The organism is Anaerococcus degeneri (assembly GCF_017874475.1).
GTDB lineage: Bacteria > Bacillota > Clostridia > Tissierellales > Peptoniphilaceae > Anaerococcus > Anaerococcus degeneri.
On sequence record NZ_JAGGLO010000006.1, the window covers coordinates 71,196 to 93,084 of the forward strand.

21 protein-coding genes and 1 tRNA gene are annotated in these 21,889 nt (G+C 36.1%); 2 read left to right on the forward strand and 20 right to left on the reverse strand.

Going from position 1 to position 21,889, the window contains the following annotated elements:
• Position 1 precedes the first annotated feature (1 nt).
• From J2Z38_RS07125 to J2Z38_RS07170, 10 genes are all read right to left on the reverse strand, one after another.
• The gene (locus J2Z38_RS07125) at positions 2–742 is read right to left on the reverse strand and encodes a DnaD domain-containing protein (RefSeq protein WP_209774290.1); all 741 of its coding nucleotides are present in this window, start codon (positions 740–742) and stop codon (positions 2–4) included.
• The gene (locus J2Z38_RS07130; protein WP_209774292.1) at positions 723–1,277 is read right to left on the reverse strand and encodes a GNAT family N-acetyltransferase; all 555 of its coding nucleotides are present in this window, start codon (positions 1,275–1,277) and stop codon (positions 723–725) included. Before J2Z38_RS07130 ends, J2Z38_RS07125 begins: the two co-directional genes overlap by 20 nt.
• Entirely contained in the window at positions 1,270–2,601 is a 1,332-nt protein-coding gene (gene dnaB / locus J2Z38_RS07135) for a replicative DNA helicase (RefSeq protein WP_209774294.1), read from the reverse strand. The genes J2Z38_RS07130 and dnaB overlap by 8 nt, the downstream gene beginning before the upstream one ends.
• Positions 2,601–3,050: a 50S ribosomal protein L9 gene (rplI, locus tag J2Z38_RS07140; RefSeq protein ID WP_209774295.1), complete on the reverse strand. Its 450-nt coding sequence runs from the start codon at positions 3,048–3,050 to the stop codon at positions 2,601–2,603. Before rplI ends, dnaB begins: the two co-directional genes overlap by 1 nt.
• Positions 3,028–5,037: a DHH family phosphoesterase gene (locus J2Z38_RS07145; protein ID WP_209774296.1), complete on the reverse strand. Its 2,010-nt coding sequence runs from the start codon at positions 5,035–5,037 to the stop codon at positions 3,028–3,030. Before J2Z38_RS07145 ends, rplI begins: the two co-directional genes overlap by 23 nt.
• Positions 5,027–5,926, reverse strand: a complete 900-nt coding sequence (locus tag J2Z38_RS07150; RefSeq protein WP_209774298.1) for a YybS family protein — start codon at positions 5,924–5,926, stop codon at positions 5,027–5,029. The genes J2Z38_RS07145 and J2Z38_RS07150 overlap by 11 nt, the downstream gene beginning before the upstream one ends.
• A 79-nt stretch (positions 5,927–6,005) precedes the next feature.
• Positions 6,006–6,557, reverse strand: a complete 552-nt coding sequence (locus J2Z38_RS07155) for a hypothetical protein (protein WP_209774300.1) — start codon at positions 6,555–6,557, stop codon at positions 6,006–6,008.
• Between the two features lie 4 nt (positions 6,558–6,561).
• Positions 6,562–7,383, reverse strand: a complete 822-nt coding sequence (ccsB, locus tag J2Z38_RS07160; RefSeq protein WP_209774301.1) for a c-type cytochrome biogenesis protein CcsB — start codon at positions 7,381–7,383, stop codon at positions 6,562–6,564.
• Complete coding sequence (gene resB / locus J2Z38_RS07165) at positions 7,383–8,651, reverse strand: cytochrome c biogenesis protein ResB (protein WP_209774306.1); 1,269 nt, start codon at positions 8,649–8,651, stop codon at positions 7,383–7,385. The genes ccsB and resB overlap by 1 nt, the downstream gene beginning before the upstream one ends.
• A 48-nt stretch (positions 8,652–8,699) precedes the next feature.
• On the reverse strand, positions 8,700–9,908 hold the full coding sequence (locus J2Z38_RS07170) for an ammonia-forming cytochrome c nitrite reductase subunit c552 (protein WP_209774308.1): 1,209 nt from the start codon (positions 9,906–9,908) through the stop codon (positions 8,700–8,702).
• Between the two features lie 169 nt (positions 9,909–10,077).
• Here J2Z38_RS07170 and J2Z38_RS07175 point away from each other — a divergent pair, with 169 nt between their 5' ends.
• The gene (locus tag J2Z38_RS07175) at positions 10,078–12,204 is read left to right on the forward strand and encodes a metallophosphoesterase family protein (RefSeq protein ID WP_209774309.1); all 2,127 of its coding nucleotides are present in this window, start codon (positions 10,078–10,080) and stop codon (positions 12,202–12,204) included.
• A 42-nt stretch (positions 12,205–12,246) separates the two neighbouring features.
• Here the strand turns inward: J2Z38_RS07175 and J2Z38_RS07180 are convergent, their stop codons facing one another.
• The 7 genes from J2Z38_RS07180 to J2Z38_RS07210 all read right to left on the reverse strand — a co-directional run bounded on the left by J2Z38_RS07180 (position 12,247) and on the right by J2Z38_RS07210 (position 19,498).
• Positions 12,247–13,719: a DUF1846 domain-containing protein gene (locus J2Z38_RS07180; protein ID WP_209774311.1), complete on the reverse strand. Its 1,473-nt coding sequence runs from the start codon at positions 13,717–13,719 to the stop codon at positions 12,247–12,249.
• 74 nt (positions 13,720–13,793) lie between these two features.
• Positions 13,794–14,447: a sugar transferase gene (locus tag J2Z38_RS07185; RefSeq protein WP_209774313.1), complete on the reverse strand. Its 654-nt coding sequence runs from the start codon at positions 14,445–14,447 to the stop codon at positions 13,794–13,796.
• Positions 14,448–14,514: 67 nt separating this feature from the next.
• Positions 14,515–15,669 carry an FAD:protein FMN transferase gene (locus J2Z38_RS07190; protein WP_209774315.1) on the reverse strand — a complete coding sequence of 385 codons (1,155 nt, stop codon included), beginning with the start codon at positions 15,667–15,669 and terminating at the stop codon, positions 14,515–14,517.
• Positions 15,666–16,133, reverse strand: coding sequence for a UPF0158 family protein (locus J2Z38_RS07195; protein WP_209774317.1), 468 nt, complete (start codon positions 16,131–16,133; stop codon positions 15,666–15,668). Before J2Z38_RS07195 ends, J2Z38_RS07190 begins: the two co-directional genes overlap by 4 nt.
• Complete coding sequence (gene glgB, locus J2Z38_RS07200; protein ID WP_209774319.1) at positions 16,130–17,935, reverse strand: 1,4-alpha-glucan branching protein GlgB; 1,806 nt, start codon at positions 17,933–17,935, stop codon at positions 16,130–16,132. The genes J2Z38_RS07195 and glgB overlap by 4 nt, the downstream gene beginning before the upstream one ends.
• Entirely contained in the window at positions 17,925–18,554 is a 630-nt protein-coding gene (udk, locus tag J2Z38_RS07205) for a uridine kinase (RefSeq protein WP_209774321.1), read from the reverse strand. Before udk ends, glgB begins: the two co-directional genes overlap by 11 nt.
• Positions 18,551–19,498, reverse strand: a complete 948-nt coding sequence (locus tag J2Z38_RS07210) for an NAD(P)-dependent oxidoreductase (protein ID WP_209774322.1) — start codon at positions 19,496–19,498, stop codon at positions 18,551–18,553. The genes udk and J2Z38_RS07210 overlap by 4 nt, the downstream gene beginning before the upstream one ends.
• Positions 19,499–19,646: 148 nt before the next feature.
• On the opposite strand from J2Z38_RS07210, the gene J2Z38_RS07215 reads away from it, so the two are divergent.
• Complete coding sequence (locus J2Z38_RS07215) at positions 19,647–20,051, forward strand: VOC family protein (protein ID WP_209774324.1); 405 nt, start codon at positions 19,647–19,649, stop codon at positions 20,049–20,051.
• 38 nt (positions 20,052–20,089) lie between these two features.
• Here the strand turns inward: J2Z38_RS07215 and J2Z38_RS07220 are convergent, their stop codons facing one another.
• From J2Z38_RS07220 to J2Z38_RS07230, 3 genes are all read right to left on the reverse strand, one after another.
• Positions 20,090–20,566: a nucleoside deaminase gene (locus J2Z38_RS07220; protein WP_209774326.1), complete on the reverse strand. Its 477-nt coding sequence runs from the start codon at positions 20,564–20,566 to the stop codon at positions 20,090–20,092.
• 12 nt (positions 20,567–20,578) lie between these two features.
• Positions 20,579–20,655 (reverse strand) — tRNA-Arg (locus J2Z38_RS07225).
• Between the two features lie 22 nt (positions 20,656–20,677).
• Positions 20,678–21,886: a D-alanyl-D-alanine carboxypeptidase family protein gene (locus tag J2Z38_RS07230; protein WP_209774327.1), complete on the reverse strand. Its 1,209-nt coding sequence runs from the start codon at positions 21,884–21,886 to the stop codon at positions 20,678–20,680.
• Between the last annotated feature and the right edge of the window lie 3 nt (positions 21,887–21,889).

The window sequence follows — 21,889 nt, forward strand, 5'->3', positions numbered from 1 at the left end:
ACTATTTCTCCGTCTTGTTTAATCTCTCAAGTCTCTTTAGTCTTGCTTTTTCAGCTATTGACATTCCGTCATTTGGCCTTGCTGGATCGGTTTTTCTCCTGTAGGTCCTAACACCAGTCGCTTTTTTAAGCTTGTCCCTTTCTTCCTTCATCCTCAGCTCATTTAGGCTATTTATGCCCATATCTCGCCAAGATTTAAGGTAGCCCATGACGTATTTTACATCCACATTTCCAGATTCCTTAGCCTGCCTAAAGGCTTCTGTGACAAGCTCTGGTTCCTGGTCATACTCACCAAGGGTTTCGTGGATTCTTGTAATGTCTGCCGGAGTAAGTTTTCTTGCAATAATTCTTTCGACATTTTCAAACATCATCGACTTTCTTTGGGCCTTATCAAAATTAATCTCGTTGGATGGAGTCTCATCGCTTTCGCCAAAATACATCTGTCTTAGGGATACAATTTCTATATAGGTCTGGCCGTTAGAATCCTTTTTTTCCCTAAAAATCCCCATATTTATCCAAAACTTAACCGCTTCTTCAAATCTTTTATCGTCAAAATTTAGCTGGCGTTTAATCTTTCCCTCATCTACAAATTTATTATTGTAAATTTCCTTATAGATTAGTAGATAAACCTTGATAGCATCACCATCAGCCATCTGAAGATAGGTATTTAAAAACATATTCTCAAATGGAGTTGTACCCATATCTAATTTTAATTCCTGCATTTCAAAGTTCATTATAATCATCCTTACTTAATTTCATATTAATAATTTTCGAATAAACTAGGCCGTGATCAAGTTCAAAATTTTCTCCATCGACTTCTACGTCTTGGTTTTCAAAAACCTCCCTGGTGTAGGAAGTAATTTTAAATCCGCATTTTTTGTAGAGATTTAGGGCTCTTTTGTTAAAGGTGTTCACATCAAGGATTAGGTTCCTATAGCCCATCTCCACAAAAAACACCCTCATTATAGCCATTACAGCCTCATAGCCATAGCCTTCCGATACAAAATTAGGGTCAAAAACTATACCCAGCTTGGCCCTTCTTAAGAGGGGATTGATATTTTTAAGTCCTATAAAACCTATAAAACGATCATCGGTCACCCTTCTTACTGCAAAATATTTTTTGTTGGGAATGGAAATAGACCCCTGCCAGAGTTTGATTTCAAAATCTGTGAGGTTTCCGTAGTTATATCCAATAAGCTTTGGGTCGTCAAAAATCGCCCAATCCTTAAGTTCAAAGGCGGCTTTGACGTCAATTTTATCTAAATATATCCTAGACATTTTCATCCCTTAGGGATAGGTCTGTAAAGGTTGTGCATTGTTTATTGAAAAATAAGTCTACAACACCAGTTGCCCCATTCCTGTGCTTGGCAAAGATAACCTTGGCCTGGTTTGGTTCAACTTCTTCATCATAGTAGTCTTCCCTGTATAAAAGCATAACCACGTCTGCGTCCTGCTCGATGGCGCCTGACTCTCTAAGGTCAGAAAGGATTGGCCTGTGGTCGGCCCTCTTATCAGCCTCTCTTGATAATTGGGCAAGGGAAAGAATCGGACAATTTAATTCCTTGGATAAGGATTTTAGTCCTCTAGAAATAGAGGCAATTTCATTTTGCCTATTTTCTTGCCTACCATCTGCCTGCATCAACTGCAAATAGTCGATTACAACTAGGTCTAGGCCCTTTTCTGCCTTTAGCCTTTTTAGCTTAGACTTCATTTCTGAAAGCCTGATACCAGGAGTTTCGTCGACATAGAGGTCTGTTTTGACTATTTTTTTAGTTGCATCTATTAAAAGTGTCCAATCGTCATCTCTGATTGAACCGTTTATAATAGATTCAAGGCTTACCAAACTTACCATTGACAATAGCCTTTGGTTTAATTGATAAATTGACATCTCAAGGGAGAAAAAAGCGACTGACTTGCCATTTTTTGCTGCATTCCAAGCCATTGTGAGACCTAGGGCGGTCTTACCCATGGCAGGTCTTGCTGCAAGAAGGATTAGCTGAGAGTTTTGTAGGCCTGAAAGTTTGTTGTCAACTACATCAAGACCTGTTGCAACTCCTGTAATTTTCCCATCTGCAAGGGTTAGCTCGTTTATTTGCCTTAGGGTGTCATCCATTGTGTCAGCGACCCTTACAAGGCCTCGGTTGTGGCTATCTTGGGATATTTCAAATATTCTATTTTCTGCGATCGCAAGGATGTCAGTGACGTCGTCAGTTTGCTTGTATGACGAATCGATTATATCCTCACTTGCCCCTATCAGACTCCTTAGTAGTGACTTTTCCTTGACTGTTTTACAATAAGTTTCAATATTTGGAGTATAAAATGAGGAGAGGGTAATCTCAGTGATAAACTCCTCCCCTCCAACTTCTTGTAATATATTTTCACTCGAAAGCTGGCTTACAAGCGATACATAGTCTACCTTGATGTCTTTTTCAAACATCCCTACTATGGACTTGTAAATCCTCTGTGTTCTCGAGTCGTAAAAGTCTACAGGTTTTATGATTTGATTTGCACTATCAAAGGTCTCATTTTTTGCTAAAATACAACCTATGATAGCCTGTTCTGATAAGAAGTCATAAGGTAGTGGCCTTAGGCCATCTGTCATTATTCTACCTCAGCAACTACGATAACTTTAAGGTCTGCGTTAACTCCTTCATATAGTCTAGCGTTGATAACAAATTCACCGACCCCGTTGATTTTTTCAACTTCTTCGATTCTCTTTCTGTCAATTTCGATTCCTTTTTCTGCTAGAGCTTCAGCTATGTCTTTGTTTGTTACAGAACCAAATAGTTTTCCATCTTCGCCTACTCTTACCTTTTGTTCTACGCTAAGAGCTTCGATTTTTTCCTTAAGAGCTTCAGCTGCTTTTCTATTTTCAGCTTCTTCTTTCTTAAGTTCTTCTCTCATTTTTTCAAGTTCTTCCATATTTTCTTTTGTTGCTTTTACAGCAAGTCCTTGTGGGTCAAGATAGTTTCTAAAATATCCTGATTTTACATCTACAAGGTCTCCCTTAACTCCAACTCTTACAATATTATCTGTTAGTATTACTTTCATTTTCTTCTTCCTCTCTTATATATTCAATAATAGCTTTTCTTAACATTTTTTCGGCATTTTCCATGCTCATATCTAATTGGGTGGCTGCGGCTGTTAAGTGTCCGCCACCTCCAATGCGCTCTAGTATTAATTGTACCGATATATCGCCTAAGCTTCTACCTGAGATATGAATTTTATTATTAGCCCTAGTTAAGACAAAGCTTGCGAGAACTCCCTTTATATTTAAAAGGTCGTCTGCAGCTTGGCTTGCAATCAGGGTTGATCCATCAATTTCCCTATTAAAATGGGCTACGGCAATGAAATCATTAACCATAAATGAATCTGCTATTACCTCTGATTTATATTTTACAATCTCAAAGTCATCCTTAAACATCCTCTTGATGTAGACTGAGTCAGCTCCCCACCTTTTAAGGACGGAGGCTGCTTCAAAGGTCCTGACTCCAGTTTGGTAGACAAAATTTTTGGTATCAACTGTTATACCCGCCAAGAGCGATTCTGCAACAGGTGTTCTTGCCTTAAAGTTTTCATCCAAATAGGATAAAATCTCTGTCACAAGCTCTGATGCGGACGAAGCGTATGGCTCAATATAGGAGATGGTGGCCTTTTTGATATAGTCCTTGCCCCTCCTATGGTGGTCGATAATAAATATATTATCAGTTTTATCTAATAAGGCTGGCCCTTCGGTAGAATTTTTCCTGTGGTTGTCTGTGACAATTACCAAAGACTGGGGACTAATTCTAGCAAGAGCTTCTTCTTCAGTTAGGATATTATCCTTTAATTCTTTTAATTCTTCACTAACCCTGGCATACATATTTTCAATAGGCTTAGTCACTTCATTTAGGATAATGTAAGCTTGTTTACCCATTGATTTTGCGCCTTCGTAGATACCTAGGGCAGATCCAAAGGAATCCATATCTGGGTTGTTGTGGCCCATGACATATATATCTGGGCTTGTTTGCATCATTCTCTTTAGGGATTGGGAAATTACCCTGGACCTTACCTTAGAAGTTTTTTCTATGGCCTTAGTCTTGCCGCCAAAGTATTCATAATTATCTTCAAGTTTGATGACAGTTTGGTCTCCTCCACGGGAAAGGGCGATGTTAATCGCATCCCTTGAATCAGAATAGATTTCAGAAGGGTTTGCACCTGCTATACCAACGCCTATGGATAGGGTTGGTGGGAGGGCATTTCCCTTATCAATTTCCCTTACCTTATCAAGGATAGAAAACTTATCTTCGTGGATATTTTTATAATCTTGGAATTCACTCAGAATCATAAATCTGTCATTTTCGTATTTTCTTATTAGGCAATTGTATTTTTTGAAATACTCATTTATTACCCTATCAATTTCTCCAAGAACTCTTGGCCTAACATCAGAAGATGATGCGTTTCTAATATCTTCATAATTATCTATAAAGACAGAATAAAATACCAATCTCTTTTCCTTGAAGAGTTTTTTGATTGATTCGTCATAGGTATTATCTATCCCATACAAAAAAGTCTGGCCCTTTGAATGGTCATCAACAAAAATAGTTGAGTAATAAAACTGTATAACCTTATCGGAAATATTTACATTTTTTGATGTCCTTATCTCTTCATTATCAAATTCAATCTCTGATAAATCTGGGATTAGGCTGTCAATTTCTTCTCCGATTAGGGTCCTATTGGGGAAAAGCTCCCTAAAAAATGAGTTGTGCCACTTTATCTTCCTGTCATCTTCGACTATTGCTATAGGAAATGGCATTTCAAAAACTACATTTTTTGTAATAGAGTCAAAGGAATATGAAACATCGTCCACATACTTCTGAAGCTCCTTGGCCTTGGTTGTATTGATGCTTTTCAAAAATAAGAATAATATTATTGATATAGCAATACCTACAGCTCCCAAGGTTGGGTTGTAATAAAATACTACTAAACTAGCAAGTAAGGGAAAAGCCATTATTAACACTATATTAGCCATGCTAATAAATTTTTCGTCATTTTTCATTTTTCCTCCTTGCTCTAAAATCTATAAATATATCTGCAATCCCTATTATGAGTAAAGGGATTATAAAAACTTGTATTAATATCAGCATGAAAAACCACTGAAACCCCCTGGTTAAAGGCAAATTCGAGTTTTTTAGCATATAGTCAAAAAGACTTGCTCCATTTATTACAAAAAACATCAAGGCTAATAGGATTAAATTGCCCAAAAGGTAAAGATCTTTGATGGCAAAAAATTTCCCCAAAAAGTAAATAGCGACTTCAATTATAAACAAAATCACTAAATCTTTTGGATTCATCCTTAACTCATCTAGATTTTTTACGTCTGTAAAACCCTCATCTTTTATTGACAAATAATTTCTAATAATCTTTACCGATAAGATTGCATAAAACATTGATATCCATGCAAGAATTGCAGGATATAGGCTGGTTGTTAGCCTATAGATATCAAAGTCTAGCCTATAAGCATAAAGGTCTTCAAAATTTTCCTTTAAATTTATAGCTAGCTTATCGATAGAAAGTCCCTTTTCTAGCATCTGATACTTATACAATAAAATAAAAATCAGGCTAGTTACGACAAATGTCGCTATAATTTGGATTCTGGCAGTAAATTTAAGGCTAATAAGAACTATTAGGCTTACACTAATAAGTAGCAAGGCAATAAGACTCATGGATAGAGCATCCTTGTCTACAAAAATCAGGCCTAAAAGATATGTGCCAAAAGCTCCTAGCAAAAAGCTTAAAATTCCTTCATTAAAGTAAAAAATAGCAAATACTATTGGAACCATACCAATAAATACCAAGCTCTTTTCTGAAAAAAATAAGCACAGTAAAGTCAAAACTATGACAAAAATAGGCTCCATAATCCTATTTGTATTTTTTGTTAAAGTCATATAATCTCCATATAAAAATCGAATAATTTTTATCTATATTATTCTACTTTAAAAAGGAATTTTAACAATAAAGAGTCCTTTATTCCCTAAAACTGTAGGTTTTGTTATCTAATAGCTTTCTTGAATTAAAAATCCTTATTGTAGCCTTAGATACATAGTAGGCAACAAAATATATAATTATTGATACAAGTAAGACCACTATTGCATTACCCATTATAAAGCTCGAATTTTCAATGAACAATGAAATAATTATATAAGATGTCCAAATGGAATAAAAGCTATGAAAGGCAAGGGTTTTATAAATTGACTTATAGTCACTATAAGATTCGATAAGGATTAGTGTTGTAAGGTCAGTTAAAATTCCAGCAAGCCCCACAGCTAAGGCTCCAAAAAGTGTTAGCCTTAATAATATCAGGGCCAAAAAGCCCATGATTATAGAAATGGTTCCAATTTTCTTTGTCTTAAGGACAGCTGCTGTTAAGACAAAGGTAAAAAGTGGAGTAGTAAAGATGACCCTTGAACCTGGTATTGGAAAAAACCTGCTCATTAAATAGAGAACTTTTCCAAATACATACATCAAGGCAATGGATACGGCCATAAAACTTATATCTTTAATCTTAAATTTTTTCATTTTATTATGCATAGGAATGAAGTGATGGCAATAAGGTATTTACGCCAACATAGGTAAATATTACGCAGATAAATCCTACTATCGCAAAAATTGCTGCTCTTTTTCCTTCCCAGCCTCTAGACCTTCTGAGGTGGAGGTAGATTGAATAGATTATCCAGGTTATAAAAGACCATGTTTCCTTTGGATCCCAAGCCCAGTACCTGCCCCAGGCTGATTCCGCCCAGATAGCACCGGTAATCATTACTAGGGATAGGAAAATATAACCAAAGGCTATAATCCTGTAAGCTATTAGGTCTAGCTGGTCTTTTTCTGCCATTGATTTTGAGAAAAATGAATCGCTGTTAAATTTATCCCTCATTAGATACATGCCAGAAATACCTGCTGCAACGGCAAAAGCACCATAGGATAAGATGGCTAGGGAAACGTGTACTGCTAGCCACTTAGAGTCAAGGGCTGGCATTAGAGGCCTAACTGTCCTATCACGCATAGCAGCGTAGCCTATTATTAAAAATAGGATTGGGGTGACAAAGGTACCCATGGCTAAAAGATTGTATTTTCTTTCAAAAATCAAATAGCAAAGGGCAACTCCCCATGCAAAGGCTGTGGCAAATTCATATTGGTTTGAAAGTGGAATCCTACCTGCATTTACCCACCTAACACCAAGGGCTAGGGTGTGGGCAACAAAGGCTAGGATTAAAACATTTTTGCCCCTGAGGCCCCATTTTTCGGTCTTGTTTACAAATAGTGCTATAAATAGCAGCATAGATATTAAATATCCAAAAAGACTTATATAAAATAATATATTTTCTACTTTTAGTAAATTCATTATAATTTAATCTCTCCAATTATTTTTTCATATTTTTTGGTGTGAAGCTTGTCGTGTTTGGCTTGCTTGATGTATAGATAGTCAGATCCCTCGTCCCTAACGAGGATTACTTCCCTAGGATTTACATAGAAGGCTAATAATAAGCCTGCCATTAATAGAACTGCACCCAATAGTGCAATCGGTGTTGCAGGATCTCTCGCAACTTGGACTAGGGTGAACATCTGTGGGTCCCTAATTACAAAGCTATAGTTTTCCCAAGTAATAGGCTCTCCTGGATGGTTAAGCCCCATATCAACCCTCATCCCATCATAAAATAAGGCATAAAGAGTTACAGGATGGTTTAAAAATGGGGATTTTGTCCTAGGTTTCATCATAGATTTTTCATCAAAATCCGGATAAAAATCTACAAATTGGAGGGCAATTTTTTTACCATCCGCCACAAAGAAGTCACCCTTATACATAATTTTATCTTCGACTAATTTTTTATCCTTAAATAAAAGTGCATCAAAAGCCCAACCTGTTGAGTTTTGATAGACGTTAAAATCTTTAAACCTAAAAGGCTTGTTGACCATTGCTATACCCTTATCGACAATCTTGTCATCCTTATCAAGGATAGATAGGCTTGTGATATATTGGTCAACTGTGTAGTCTTTCCTAAACATCACGTCATATTGGTCGACCTTGATTTTATAATCTGAATTTTCAAGATTCATGACTGTGCCAGGCACGCCGTGGACAAATTCCTCAAAGCCTTGGTATCTCCCATATCCAAAGGCGAGGATAATTATAATTAGGGAAAGGTGGGTAAGCCATGATCCTAGGTAGCCAATCTTGCCATCAAAGGCATAGTAGACTTCCTTACCATCGATTTCCGTATTTTTATAAGATCTAATATTAAGTTTTTTAAATATGGCTAGGTCGTCATCCTTAACCTTGGTCCAAGACTTGTAATTTTTAAGCTTTGGCCCTAGGTCTGGATCCTTGAAAGACTTTTCAAAAATTACCCTAAAGCGGTTTACACTACATAAGAATAAATTTATCAAAAGCAAAACTGTAATTAAGATATACCACCAGGCCGAATATACCTTGTCAAAGTCGCAAGCAAGGATGATTTTTGCCCAAAAATCGCTGTAGGATTCTTGGTAAAAGGCAGCTTGGTTTCCCTGAGGAATCACAGTCCCTATTACTGATAAAAGTGCAATTACAACAAGGAGGATAATCCCGGTTTTCATTGAGTAAAAACTTTTAAATATTTTATTATTTTTCATAATCTCCCTTAAAAGCAAAAGGACTCCGGCGGAGTCCATCTTAGCTTTTTATTCATACTTCTTTAAGATTTCTAGACCTTGTTTTACCAATTCTTCGGCTTCATCTAGGTTTTGGTGGGCTTTCTTTGAATTGTGGAAGCCTTCACCATTTTCTACCCAAACAAAGTCCCATTTGAATTGTGCATATCTGTGGATTTTTTGAAGCTCAGCCTTATCTTCATCTGATAAGTCGCCGGCCTTAACATGTTTAGCTAAAAGGTCTATAAATGTCTTAAGTTCGTCACTTACTTCGTTTGTTCTGTCATAGACACCTTGTTGAACTTCTTCAACCCAAGCAATCATTTCATCTTCACTCTTTCCTGCGTGGCAAGATAGGCAAGAATTTTTGATGCCTTCTTTTGACTTAAGTGGGCTTGTCCAGTGGTGAGATTTGAATTTCTCGCCCTTTTCATTTTCAACTACTGGCATATGGCAGTCTATACAAGAAAGTCCTGCAGAATCGTGAACAGAACCCATCATAGTTTCAAACTCTGGGTGTTGGGCCTTTAGAAGCTTAGCACCAGTTTGAGGGTGTTCCCAATCAGCAAAATCAATTTCATCGTAATATTTTAGCATATCGTCAGTTTCAAAACCATATTTGTATGGAAGAACAACTTCCTTAGTCTCTGGATCTAGGTAATATTCGACGTGGCATTGGGCACAAGCAAGGCTATCTACCTTGGCATTGTTAGAATTTACATTGCCCGCATCGATTTGTTTTCTAAAGTGGCCTCTGCTAACTTGAATCTTACCAGGAGTGTCCAAGTGGCAGTCAGCACATGAGATTGTCTGCATTTTTGGATGGTCTTTTACAAATTGATCAAAATCCATAGAATTTACGTCTATACCATCTTTTTCGAGGGCATTAACAAAGTCCATAGTTTTACAAGCAAGACAAGATGCACCTGGCTTTGGTCTTTTTGTATTAATAGCATCTTCAAGAGCATAAACGTGGCCTCTTGCCCTGTCATATTGTTTGGCAAAGCCGTAACCTTCGTAATAAGTCCTTAAATTTGGATGGGCTTCGAGGTAGTCAACTTGGACTGACCCACCAAATTTTGTTTCGCTCATATCTTCATTTGCTTTATATGTCGCATAAATTTCTGGATATGTATCTTTATATTCTTCTGCAGATTTGATTTCTGAATCATTTGTGCAGGAGCTAAGAGATATGGCCAAAACAAAGGCTGATAAGACGCCTATAATCTTCTTATTCATCTTCTCCTCCTAAAATTTATATACACGGGCAAATAGCCCACACTATTCTTATTTACTATTATAAACTATTGCCATCAAATTATCACGCAAAGCTTTTCCTTAACAGCCTCTCCTACTTATAATTATGACTCATATCTGGTATAATACTTTAAGAAAAGGCGAGGAAGATATGGATACTATGAAAAATTCAGATATGTCAATCATCTCAGATCCTCACGTTTTAGATGAGTCCTTGATTGCTGATACTGAGAGTCTGAGAAAAGAATTAAAAGTCGAAAGAAAATTAGTTGTTGAAAGTGAGTCTCTTTTTAGGAAGGCTCTTGACCTTGTGGATGAGGCTGGATCTAAGTATTTAATTATTTCTGGCGATATTAGCAAGGAAGGTGAACTTGTTAGTCACAAAAAGTCCGCATCACTTCTAAAAAATTGGCAAGAAAAAGATCCTGATAGAAAAATTTTTATTATCCCTGGCAACCACGACATAAATTCTAAGCGTGCCTATGATTATAAAAACGATACAAAAACACCGGCTACTGGCCCTAAAGAATTTTACGAAACTTATGATTTTATATATAAAGACCCATCTATCCTTGAATTTTACAAGGATTCTGATATTTTTAAGACCTATCTTGAAAAGGTCAACGAAAAATATAAGAGGGACTATAAATATTCCTACTATGCCAATGGATATTTTACTTATGTAACAAGGATAAAAAAAGAATATAAGTATACAAACGGCCTTACAATTATTATGATAGATTCTTCAATCTATGCCGCAGACATGGAACAAGGCCACAGGGATGGCGTTAATAATGTAATCGGCTCAGTTTCTACAGAACAATTAAGGTGGATTGCCGATAAAATTGACGAGGCCAAGGCTAGAAATGACATGGTTATAGGTGTCTCTCACCATGCTTTTATACCAAATTTTAGAAACCAAGAGCTGGTATTTTCGCCTTTTATAATCAAGGAATACAAGACTAGGATTAAAGATTCTGACCCTAGGCTTAACAATAAAACACCTATCGAAGTCCTTGCTGACAATGGGGTTAAGTTTATCTTCACTGGCCACCTCCACGAAAATGGAACTGCCAAATTTGTCTCTGAAGAAGGCAATGAAATCTACGACATACAGACAGGCTCAACTATCACCTATCCCCTTCCAATCAGACATTTAAAAATAGAAAATAAGTCAGGAACTATAAGCGGTTTTGAAGTTGAAATCAAAACCCAACTAATAAGTGAATTTACCTACACAGATGAAAATAAAAATACCATCCACATCGAGGATGCTTCCTTGCACACCTTGGAAAATCAGCTTTCTCTCAAGGAAGTGATTTCAAACTACATCAGAATCCAGGCTAATAATCCTAAGCTTGAAAACTTGAATGTAAAAACAGAAATTATCAACCAAATTAACGCCAACACCAAGTTTAATCTTCCTTACAAAAATTACATGGACCAGGTCGTCTTTCCATTGATAAAAGACAAATTTCCAATGACCAAGCCTATGATTGGAAATATTAACCTAATAGAAGAAAATGGGTCCTACCACATCCTGGTCAAGGCCATTGGCAATAGGATTATAATCAGGTCTAAGGATATAGAAGATGCCTTAGATGTGATTTTTAAACAGGTTGGAAGGGATATTATCTATCCACCACTAATCATTTATTTTATAGAAAAAATTTTAAATAAGATATTTAAGATGCCTATTGATAATGAGGGCCATACTTTATATGACTTTGCAAACTTTATCTATCAATACAGGTCAAATGATGTTAAAAGACCAAAATATGTCACTGATATGATTGATAGGCTAAATGACAAATCTTATGACATCATAAATGCAACCTTAGACTATGGAGCTTGCGAAATAAATGAAGCCTTTGATTATGTAACTAGCAATATTAAATTTATTAAGTATGGGTCTAAGAAAAGATTTTTTGATGATTTAATTAAGACTAGTGGAATTACTTCAAACCTTGCTTATAAGTATATAAGACTCAGAGTTGATACCCTAAGGGACCTCTTAAATTTCTTTTCTAGGTTTATTACAAAAAAATCTCATATTACTGGTGTTGACCTTGCCAAAAAAATCGCCCATTCAAAATCGATTAGAAAGTTTAAGATGAATATGTCAGATAAGATGTTTGGCCAAAAATCTTTGAGGAAATTTATCGTAGACATGATTGGGGAAATGAACGAGGATATGGCAAAAATTTACCAAAATGATACTGATAATGATATAGATTTATACTTTAACTATATAGAATTTCACGATAGTGACAATTAAAAACAAGCCTCTTGTTAAATTTTACAAGGGCTTGTTTTTTTCTTACCTATAATCTTCTTCTGAAAATTCTGGATCTTGGGTGAAGTTTAATCCGAGTTTTCTGAGCATAGATTTTTGTGAATCGTTTAAAATTACTGTTGAATGAGCATCAAGACTCTTTAATTTGCCCAATTGTTTGATAGCCATATGGGTTAGAGGATTGGTTGTCGCTGAAATTGAAAGAGCTATGAGCATTTCATTTACTGACAAACTTGTCTCATTGCCGCCTAAGTCCTTGGTCTTAAGGTCTGATACTGGCTCAATTATGTGAGGTGAAATTAGTAAAATTTCTTCATCTAGCTTGCCAAATTTTTTGAGGACATTTAGGATGCAAGCTGCAGGTGCACTTAAAAGATCTGACTTTTTGCCTGTAATAATTTCCCCGTCTTGGGTTTCTATGGCGAAGGCTTCTGTGCCCGAACTTTTGGCCCTCTCCCTTGCCGCTAGGGCAACAAGCCTGTCATCTGGAGATATTTCTAGCTGGCTCATGAGCATTTGGATTTTTTCTAGTGTGTGGAAAGATTCCTTGGCCATCCTGTAATCAACAAGGGTGTTGTAATACCTTCTAATAATCTCAGCCTTAGACGCGTCTGCTGCTGCCTTATCATCTACAATACAAAAACCTGACATATTTACACCCATGTCTGTAGGTGACATATAAGGAGATTTGCCCATAATTTTTTCAAACATCTTCTTTAAGATTGGAAAGGCCTCTACATCCCTGTTATAAGAAACTGCGGACTTGCCGTAGGCTTCAAGATGGTATGGGTCAATCATATTTACATCGTCAAGGTCAGCTGTGGCTGCTTCGTATGCCATATTTACAGGATGTTTTAGTGGTAAATTCCAAATTGGAAAAGTTTCAAATTTGGCATAACCAGCATTAACTCCATTTTCGTGGTCAAGATACATTTGAGATAAGCAAGTTGCCATCTTGCCTGAACCTGGACCAGGACCTGTAACAACTACAAGGGGTCTGGTGGTTTTTACATGGTCATTTTTTCCAAATCCTTGATCTGAAATAATTTTTTCAAGCTTGTTTGGATAGCCCTCAATGTCGTAGGTCTTGTAATTTTTAATACCTAGGTTATCTAGGTATTGGCAATACTTAAGGACTTTTTCCTGATAGTCAAACTGGGTAATTACTATAGCAGATACCAAAAATCCAAAGTCTTCAAGGGCAGATTTTAACCTGATGGCTTCAGTATCATAGGAAATTCCGTTATCTCCCCTAATCTTTGTTTTTTCAATATCCTTAGCATTTATTGTAATAATTATTTCGGTTTTTTCTTTTATATTTAAGAGCATCCTCAACTTAGAATCTGGTAAAAATCCTGGCAATACCCTTGATGCGTGGGCATCATCAAAGAGTTTACCACCAAATTCTAGATACAACTTATCAAAGTGACTGATTCTTTCAACAATCTTTGCCGATTGTTCATTAATATATTTATTGTTATCAAAAGCTAGTTTCACAATTCCCTCCTATTATACCTATTAATTATACCGAGAATTTCTCAAAAAAAAATAAGACGTAAAAAAAATACGCCTTATTTTGTGATAATTGTTTTAGCTGTCTTAAAAAGTATTGAAATATCAGTCTTTATCGACAGGTTTTCTATATATTTTAACTTTAGATCTATTTTTATTGGGAGGATTTTCTCTAAGTAAATCTTCTCGCTGTCCTCAATAGAATTATAATACTCAGATTCATTCCTAAATTCTATGGATGCATAGTCGGTAATCCCAGGCCTTACAGCAAAAATTACGTCGTAGTAATTTGGGTATAAATTTACCATCTTTGGTGTTTCTGGCCTTGGTCCAACAAGTGACATATCTCCCTTTAGGACATTTATAAATTGAGGGAGTTCATCGATTTTCCATTTTCTCAAAAATTCCCCAGTTTTTGTAATCCTTGGGTCGTTTTTAACTGTTAGGTTATCAAGGTTTTTGTCAGCTCCCACCCTCATTGTCCTAAATTTAATAATATAAAAAGGTCTTTTACCCTTGGCAAGCCTTTCTTGCTTATAAAAAACAGGTCCATCGGAATCAAATTTGATAAAAATCGCCACAATTAACATTGGTATTGCAATTATTATCAAGACTATGGCCGATACAAGAATATCAAAAAATCTCTTGAAAAACAAAGACACTTTTTTCTTATTTAATTTTTCATAAATTAAATCTTCGTTTACCTTATTCACATTAATCCTCGGTTTTAATAATCATTAGTCTATTAAACTTCAAATTTATAAATAGTCTAGTAAAATCTTATTCTACTTCAGGCCAGCCTTCTGTTGAGTAAGAATTATAATCTTCATCTATCCACAAAACTTCAGCCCCAACTTTTTTTGCAAATTCACGACCTTCTTCAAGATCTATGATGAAAAGATAGGTTGAAATTGTATCTGCTTCTGCTATATCATCTAAAATTACAGAAACTGATCTCCACCTGGTTGATGGGTACATAGTTTCTGGGTCAATTATGTGGTGGTATCTCTTGCCATCTACCATGAAAAATCTTTGGTAGTCCCCACTTGTTACTACAGATGTATTTTTAAGGCTAACTACAGATGAGTATGGATTTTCCTTATCTTCTAGGTTTGGATTTTGGATGGCTATCTTATAGTAAGAATTTTCACTTGCTGGATTATCGCCAATTAGAACATCATCCCCGCCTACAGATAGGATTCCATGCTTTAGGCCTGCTTCCCTAAGCTTATTTGCAATTATTTTTGTTGCATAACCCTTGCCTATAGCTCCAATATCAATCCTAACATCAGGGTCTTTGATAAAGACTGTGCTTGCCTTTTCATCTACTACTATAGAATCAATATCCTTATGGGCACTAGCCTTAACAAGCATGCTTTCCTCTGGAATTGCAGCCTTTTCTGGATTATCTAAGGACATTTCCCTATAATCGTGCCAAAGCCCTAGAAGAGATCCCATAGCAATGTTAATCTTCCCATTTGTAAGGTCATACATTTTTTTAGAATATTCTACAAGTTCTATAATCTTTGGGTCAACCTTAACTGGCTCTTTGCCTGCATTTTCATTGATAGTCCTAAAGTTATTGACCCCATCAAAAGCATCGTAAGAGTTGTAAAGTTCGTGGTAGGTCTTAAGTTCGTCTCTCAAAACTTTTACATATTTATCAAACTCTTCTTGATCCTTTGTGTAGGCTAAGAAAGTTGTGACTGTATCAAAGTATTCGTAAACATTTTCTGTGTGTTTTTCTAATTGAGATTTTCCTTCTGAGTCCGCCTCAACTTTTTCCTCATCACTTGACCTTCCATCTGCATTTTCATTTGAAGCGTCATCGTTAACTGCTTCTAGTTTCGGTTTTTCTACATTTTCTTTTTCATTAATATTGGCACAAGCTGTAAGACTTGCAGCAAGTGCCAAAACCATAATTATTTTTTTCATATTTTATTTATATTAATTGTTTCCATATCTTTGTTGACAGAAAGACCTTCGTCTTCTGCCCAACTTAGTAACAAACCAGCTGCGACCTTATCCCTAAAGTCGTTCCACCTGCCTTCTAGGCCAAATTCATAAACTGTATCCATAAACTCAGCGCTTGGTGCTATAAACTCAGCATTTTCTACAAAGGCATCCCTTTCTCTCCTATCTAAGGTAGAGATAAAGGCATCCCTAATGTCAGAGTTATCTACTTCGCTTGCACCTGGCATAAGGATATATTTTTCTACATCCTGGTCTATATCTATATAGGAGCTTTCTATATCTTCATTAGTTTGAATTTCCTTATTAATCCTGATAAAATCAAGGGATTCAGTATTTAACCACATATTTTTTAAGTATGTGTCCTCATCTATCAAGGTCCATTTCTCAACTAACCATGATAGGTTGATTGGTTTTCTGTCTTTCATATTTCTCTTATCTTAAAGATTACAGCTTCGTATTGCCAAAGCTCTAATCCTAGATTATTTCCTTTCTTAACTTCTATTCTTCTCTTATCTTTTCTATACTCGCCGTATTTTTCATCTAAGGAATTAAATACTTCCTCAAAAACTAAATCTTCGTCATAATATATTTCATAGTATGGTTGGTAGACATTTGCCATGTTTAATATAACCAAATACCTATCCCCATCTGCTATCCTTTCATAGGCAAAAACAGAGTTGGTATTGTCGTCTACTACTCTCCACACAAAGCCATTCTGATCATAATCATACTTGTAAAAGGCCTTTTCGTCCTTATATAATTTGTTCAAATCTTTTACAAAACGATTATATCCATCGTGGATTGGATAATCAAGGTAGTCCCACCTAATTCCTACATTTTCGTTCCACTCTTCGAAGGTCGCAATTTCATTGCCCATAAAGTTTAACATCTTGCCTGGATGGGTCATTTGGTAGGTCATTAGGACCTTTAGTTGTTTGAATTTATCTTCATAAGACCCATTCATCTTATCAACCATAGATTTTTTGAGATGGACAACCTCATCGTGACTTAGTGGAAGCAGGAACTTCTCATTGTAAAAATAATACATGGAGAAATTGATATTGGTTTGGTAGTCCCTCCTGTTCATAGAATCGACTTTAAAATACCTCAAAGTGTCATTCATCCAACCCATATCCCACTTATAGTCAAAACCAAGCCCACCTTCAGAAACCGGATGGGTTACCTTTGGATAATCAGAAGAATCTTCTGCAATCCTCATCACGTCTGGATGTAGGTTTTCTAGAGTTTCATTCAAGTTTTTTATAAAGAAGATGTTATCGTGGTGGACGCCCCTGTTTGAGTTGCCATTGTAAAATACCATATAAGATACAGCGTCAATCCTGATTCCATCTAAATGAAATTCTTCGATTAAATATGCCATGGAAGACTTCATAAAGCTTCTCACATGGCCCTTTGAATAGTCAAAATTATTTGATCCCCATTCAGAATATTTTAGGTCCATATATTGGGACTCGTACATGGCTGTCCCGTCAAAATGGTCAAGACCATAAAAATCTGAAGCGTAGTGGACTGCCACAACATCAAGTATAATTCCGATTCCATTTTGGTGGAGAATGTCTACAAACTTTTTAAAGTCCCTTGCAGTACCGTACCTGTGGCTAATTGCAAAAAAACCTGTCGATTGGTAGCCCCAAGATGGGTAGAAAGGATATTCTGTAACAGGCATAATTTCAACGTGGGTGTATCCCATTTCCTTGACGTGATTAACAAGGCGATCAACTATATCTAGGAAGTTTACCTTGCCAGCAAATCTCATAAAAGATCCTATGTGAAGTTCATATATATTTAGGGGCTTGTCAAAATTTTTGTCCCTGGTTTTTATAAACTCATCGTCATTAAATACATAGTCATCTTCCGCTGTGATTCTAGCTGCAAAGTCGCCTTCGCCGTCCATGGCATGGGTAAAAGGATCTGTTTTTTCCATCCAATTCCCATCCTTGACCACTATATATTTATAATAGTCATTGACCTTTGCCCTATAAAATCCATAAAAATATCCATACTCATCGTTTTTTACAAGTTTTTCGTTTTGCCAGCCAGTAAAGTCTCCCTTGATATAAACTTCATCTGCATTTGGCGCATAGACTCTAAATATATATCCATCTTCATGTGGTATTGCACCCCAAATCTTATGGCCAATGGTGGAGTTTCCGTCTATATAATCTTTTATTTCTGTGTAGTTTGTTGGTAAAATATTAACTTTCATCAGTATTTCCTATCATATTTTCTATATGCTTAGACAAAATCTCTATACCCTTGATATTTTTTGCTCCCCTTGGGATAATGATGTCGGCGTATTTTTTGCTTGGTTCTACGTACTTTTCGTGCATGGGTTTTACTTGCTCGATATACTGGGTTAGGCAAGATTCCACTGACCTTCCTCTTTCTACCGTATCCCTTAGGATTCTTCTTTTTAGTCTAATATCACTATCAGCATCTACAAAGACCTTTGTGTCTGTAAGGTCTCTTATTCTTTTATCATATAGGACCAAAATTCCTTCTATGAGGATGATTTTCTTGGCCTTAACTTTGATTGTCTCTTCGCTCCTGGTGTGGATTGTATAGTCGTAGACAGGCATATTAATTTCTTCTCCTGCCACCAATCTTTCAAGGTCGTCACAAAACAAATCAGTGTCAAAGGCCTTTGGATGATCGTAATTTAAAAGCTTTCTCTCTTCAAAATCTAAATCGTCATGGGCCTTATAATAATTATCGTGGCCTACAACTATCAAATCGTCTTTGAAAGTTTCTGCAATTATCTTTACTATCGTAGATTTGCCAGAGGCAGAACCTCCAGCTACTGCTACGATTTTTGGTCTTATCATAATTTAATCTCGTTTTTTATTTTCCCATCTAGGTAGGAGTAAAGGTTGTCAAATACAATGTCTGCCCTAATTTGCATAGCTTCTTCTGTATAAAAAGCAACGTGGTTGGTTAGGAGGACATTTTTGGCATTCCTTAGTGGATAATCAGCTGGAAGTGGTGGTTCCATATCGAAAACGTCGATACCTGCCCTTAGCTTATCTTCATTTAATAATTTGGCTAGGTAGTCATTATCAACTACTGCTCCCCTAGCACAATTAATTAGAACTGCCCCTTCTTTCATTAGGTCAAGTTCTTCTTTTCCTAAGAAGTGCTTGGTTTCTTTGTTGTTTGGTATATGAAGGGATACTATATCAGCTTCCTTAAGAAGGGTCTTAAGGTCAACATATTCAACCCCTAAAGTCTTGATGTCGTCTTTTTCTGTCCTAGAAAAAGCAATAATCTTACATCCAAAAACTTGGAGAAGTTCGATGAGTTTTTTTCCGATATGGCCTGTCCCTATAACACCAAAAGTTTTGCCTTTGATAAGGGAACCTAAAAGCGGATTTGATTTACCTTCAAAAATATTTTCATTATTTTTATCAAATTTTCTCAAAACTCCAATTGTAAGGCCTATAACAAGTTCAGCTACAGAATCATCTGAATAACCTGATGCGTTTAGGACTTTGATGCCCTTTTCCTTAGAGGCTTCAAGGTCAACGTGGTCAACCCCTGTAAAGGCAACGTCAATCAATTCTAAATTTGTATTTTCTATTACCTTTCTTGATACAGGTTTATTAGTAATAATAGCAATGTCAGCGTCTTTTAGCCTTGCTATTTTTTCTTCCTCATCCTTGGCACTTTCCTTGTAATAAGTAAATTCATGGCCAAGTTTTTCAAGTTTTTCCTTTTGTTCTTCTATATAAGATTCTTTAACTTCTAATGGATCAATAAGACTAATTTTCATCTATGTACTCCTTTATATAAAAAACTTCTTTTAAACATTATACTCTAAATGTAGGTTTTTAAATAATTAAAAATTCTTTTACAAAGATAGGAATTGAAATAATTATTTAAAAAGGATAAATTAAATAAGAGAATAGAAAGGAATTAAAATGGCAGTAGCTTTAACTTTTAAAAATGGATTGTGTGACGAGGCAATAAATTATTATTGCGATGTTTTTGACCTTGCCTACCCAGAAAATATTATCAGATATAGGGATTTTGCAAAATTCAACCACCCACCAAAGATTAGGGATAGGATTTATAATTCCCACCTAGATATATATGGCAATAGGATCTACCTCTACGATGTCACAAATGATGACACCTATGTCAAAGGCAACAATGTAAAAATCGTGATAGAAACTGATTCAGATAAGCTTTATAGGGCCTATATAAATTTCAAAAAAGATTCAAATGTAACCAGCGAGCCACAAAAATTAGACAATAAATTATTTACAAGCTTTGTGGACAAATACAATATAAGCTGGCAATTTATAGCGGAAATTATAGAATAAAAAAAGCTAGGATTTACTTAAGTGCACTTAAGTTTATCTTAGCTTTTTTTCTTTGCTCTTAAGGCCCTAAAAAAACTTTGGAGTTCTCTTAGGGATTCTTCTTCCATGAGCCCATAAGAAATGTCGGGCACATTTAGGTGGGGGCTATCCTTGTCTATAAAGGATGTGGAAAATCCGCCCCTCTTTGGGTCTTTGCAGGCGATTACGAGTCTTTTTATCCTTGAGTGCATAATTGCTCCAGCACACATAAGGCAAGGCTCAAGAGTGACATACATAGTGCATTCCTCAAGCCTAAAATCCCCGATATTTTTGCCCGCTTCTTTTAGGGCGTAGATTTCGGCGTGATTTAGGGCAGACTTGCCCTTGTAGGTAAAATTGTGTCCCCTGCCAACTATTCTTTCTCCGCAAACAACAACGGCCCCTATCGGGACCTCGTCAATTGATTTTGCAAGTTTGGCTTCATTTATAGCTTCTGTCATAAAAAATTCATCAGCTTTTGTAAATAAATCTTGCATAATATTTCCTTTTGGTGTACCGAAGAGGATTCGAACCTCCGACACCTGCCTTAGGAGGGCAGTGCTCTATCCAGCTGAGCTACCGATACATATAAGGCAAAAAATTTGCCTTTATCTTGCTATTACTGTCTTTAATAAAAAGTCACAAGAATCTTCAACAGTCCTTACGACCCTTGTAAAAAGACTAGCCTTATCAAGAGCCTTCTTTGAAAACAAGCCGACGGTGTGGCTTTCATCCTTATAGGATATTTCCACTTCGCCAAAATCTTGGTTTTCTTTTATAGGCGCTTTTACATCTCCTTTTATATTATACTTTATTGTAGGATTTTCGCCTTCTTTTACGATCATTTTTATATCTTCTTTTGGATAAAGGTCTATATATCCCTGTTTTACAGTCACATCTTTTATAGATTTAATAGGTACATTTGAATCTAGGACTGTTTCTGTAGAAAAATATTTTGATACGTAATAAATAAGGTCACTCATAACCTTATCCCTGGTGTCTTTTTGGTCTGCACCCATAACAACACCTATGGATCTAAAATTATCCTTATCATCAAGTTCTTTCATGTCGATTGTTGATACTAGGCAGTATCCTGCATCATTGGTTGTGCCAGTCTTTAAACCGTCAACTCCCTTGATTTCATCCATAAGTGGAATAGTTGATTTCTTATCAATATCACGGGCAGGGTCTTTTATTTCCCTAATTGCCGAATAGTCTAAGATTTCAGGATGGTTTTTAAGTATATATTGGGTCAACTTAAATAAGTCTCTAGCAGAAGAAGTATTTTGATAACCATCTTCTGTTTCAATCCCACTAGAATTATAATACACTTGGCTTTCTAGGTCAAGTTTTTTTGCTTTTTCATTCATTTCCCTTGCAAAGGCTGGCTCTGAGACTGATACAGTGTTGGCCAAAAGATAAGCACAGTCATTGCCTGATACAGCTATAAGTCCTTTGAGAAGCTCATCAACTGTATAGGTCTCGCCCTCTTTTACACCTAGGGCAGAATATTCCCAACTAGTTAAATTTTCTGCTTCCTTATCAGCCTTAACCTTTGTATCTAAGGAAATATCACCCCTATCAATAGCTTCCACGGTCACAAGAAAAGTCATGAGTTTACTCAAAGATGCCATTGGCCTTGGCTCGTCAGCATTTTTTTCGTAATAAACTTCACCATTTTCTTCATTTCCTATAAGATAGGATTTGACATTTTCATCAAGACCTACTATTTTATTTTGGCTGGTTGCAAAGCTTATAGGCATAAAAAACATAAATATTGCCAAAGCTAAACTTGCTATCTTGTATTTGTATTTCATATT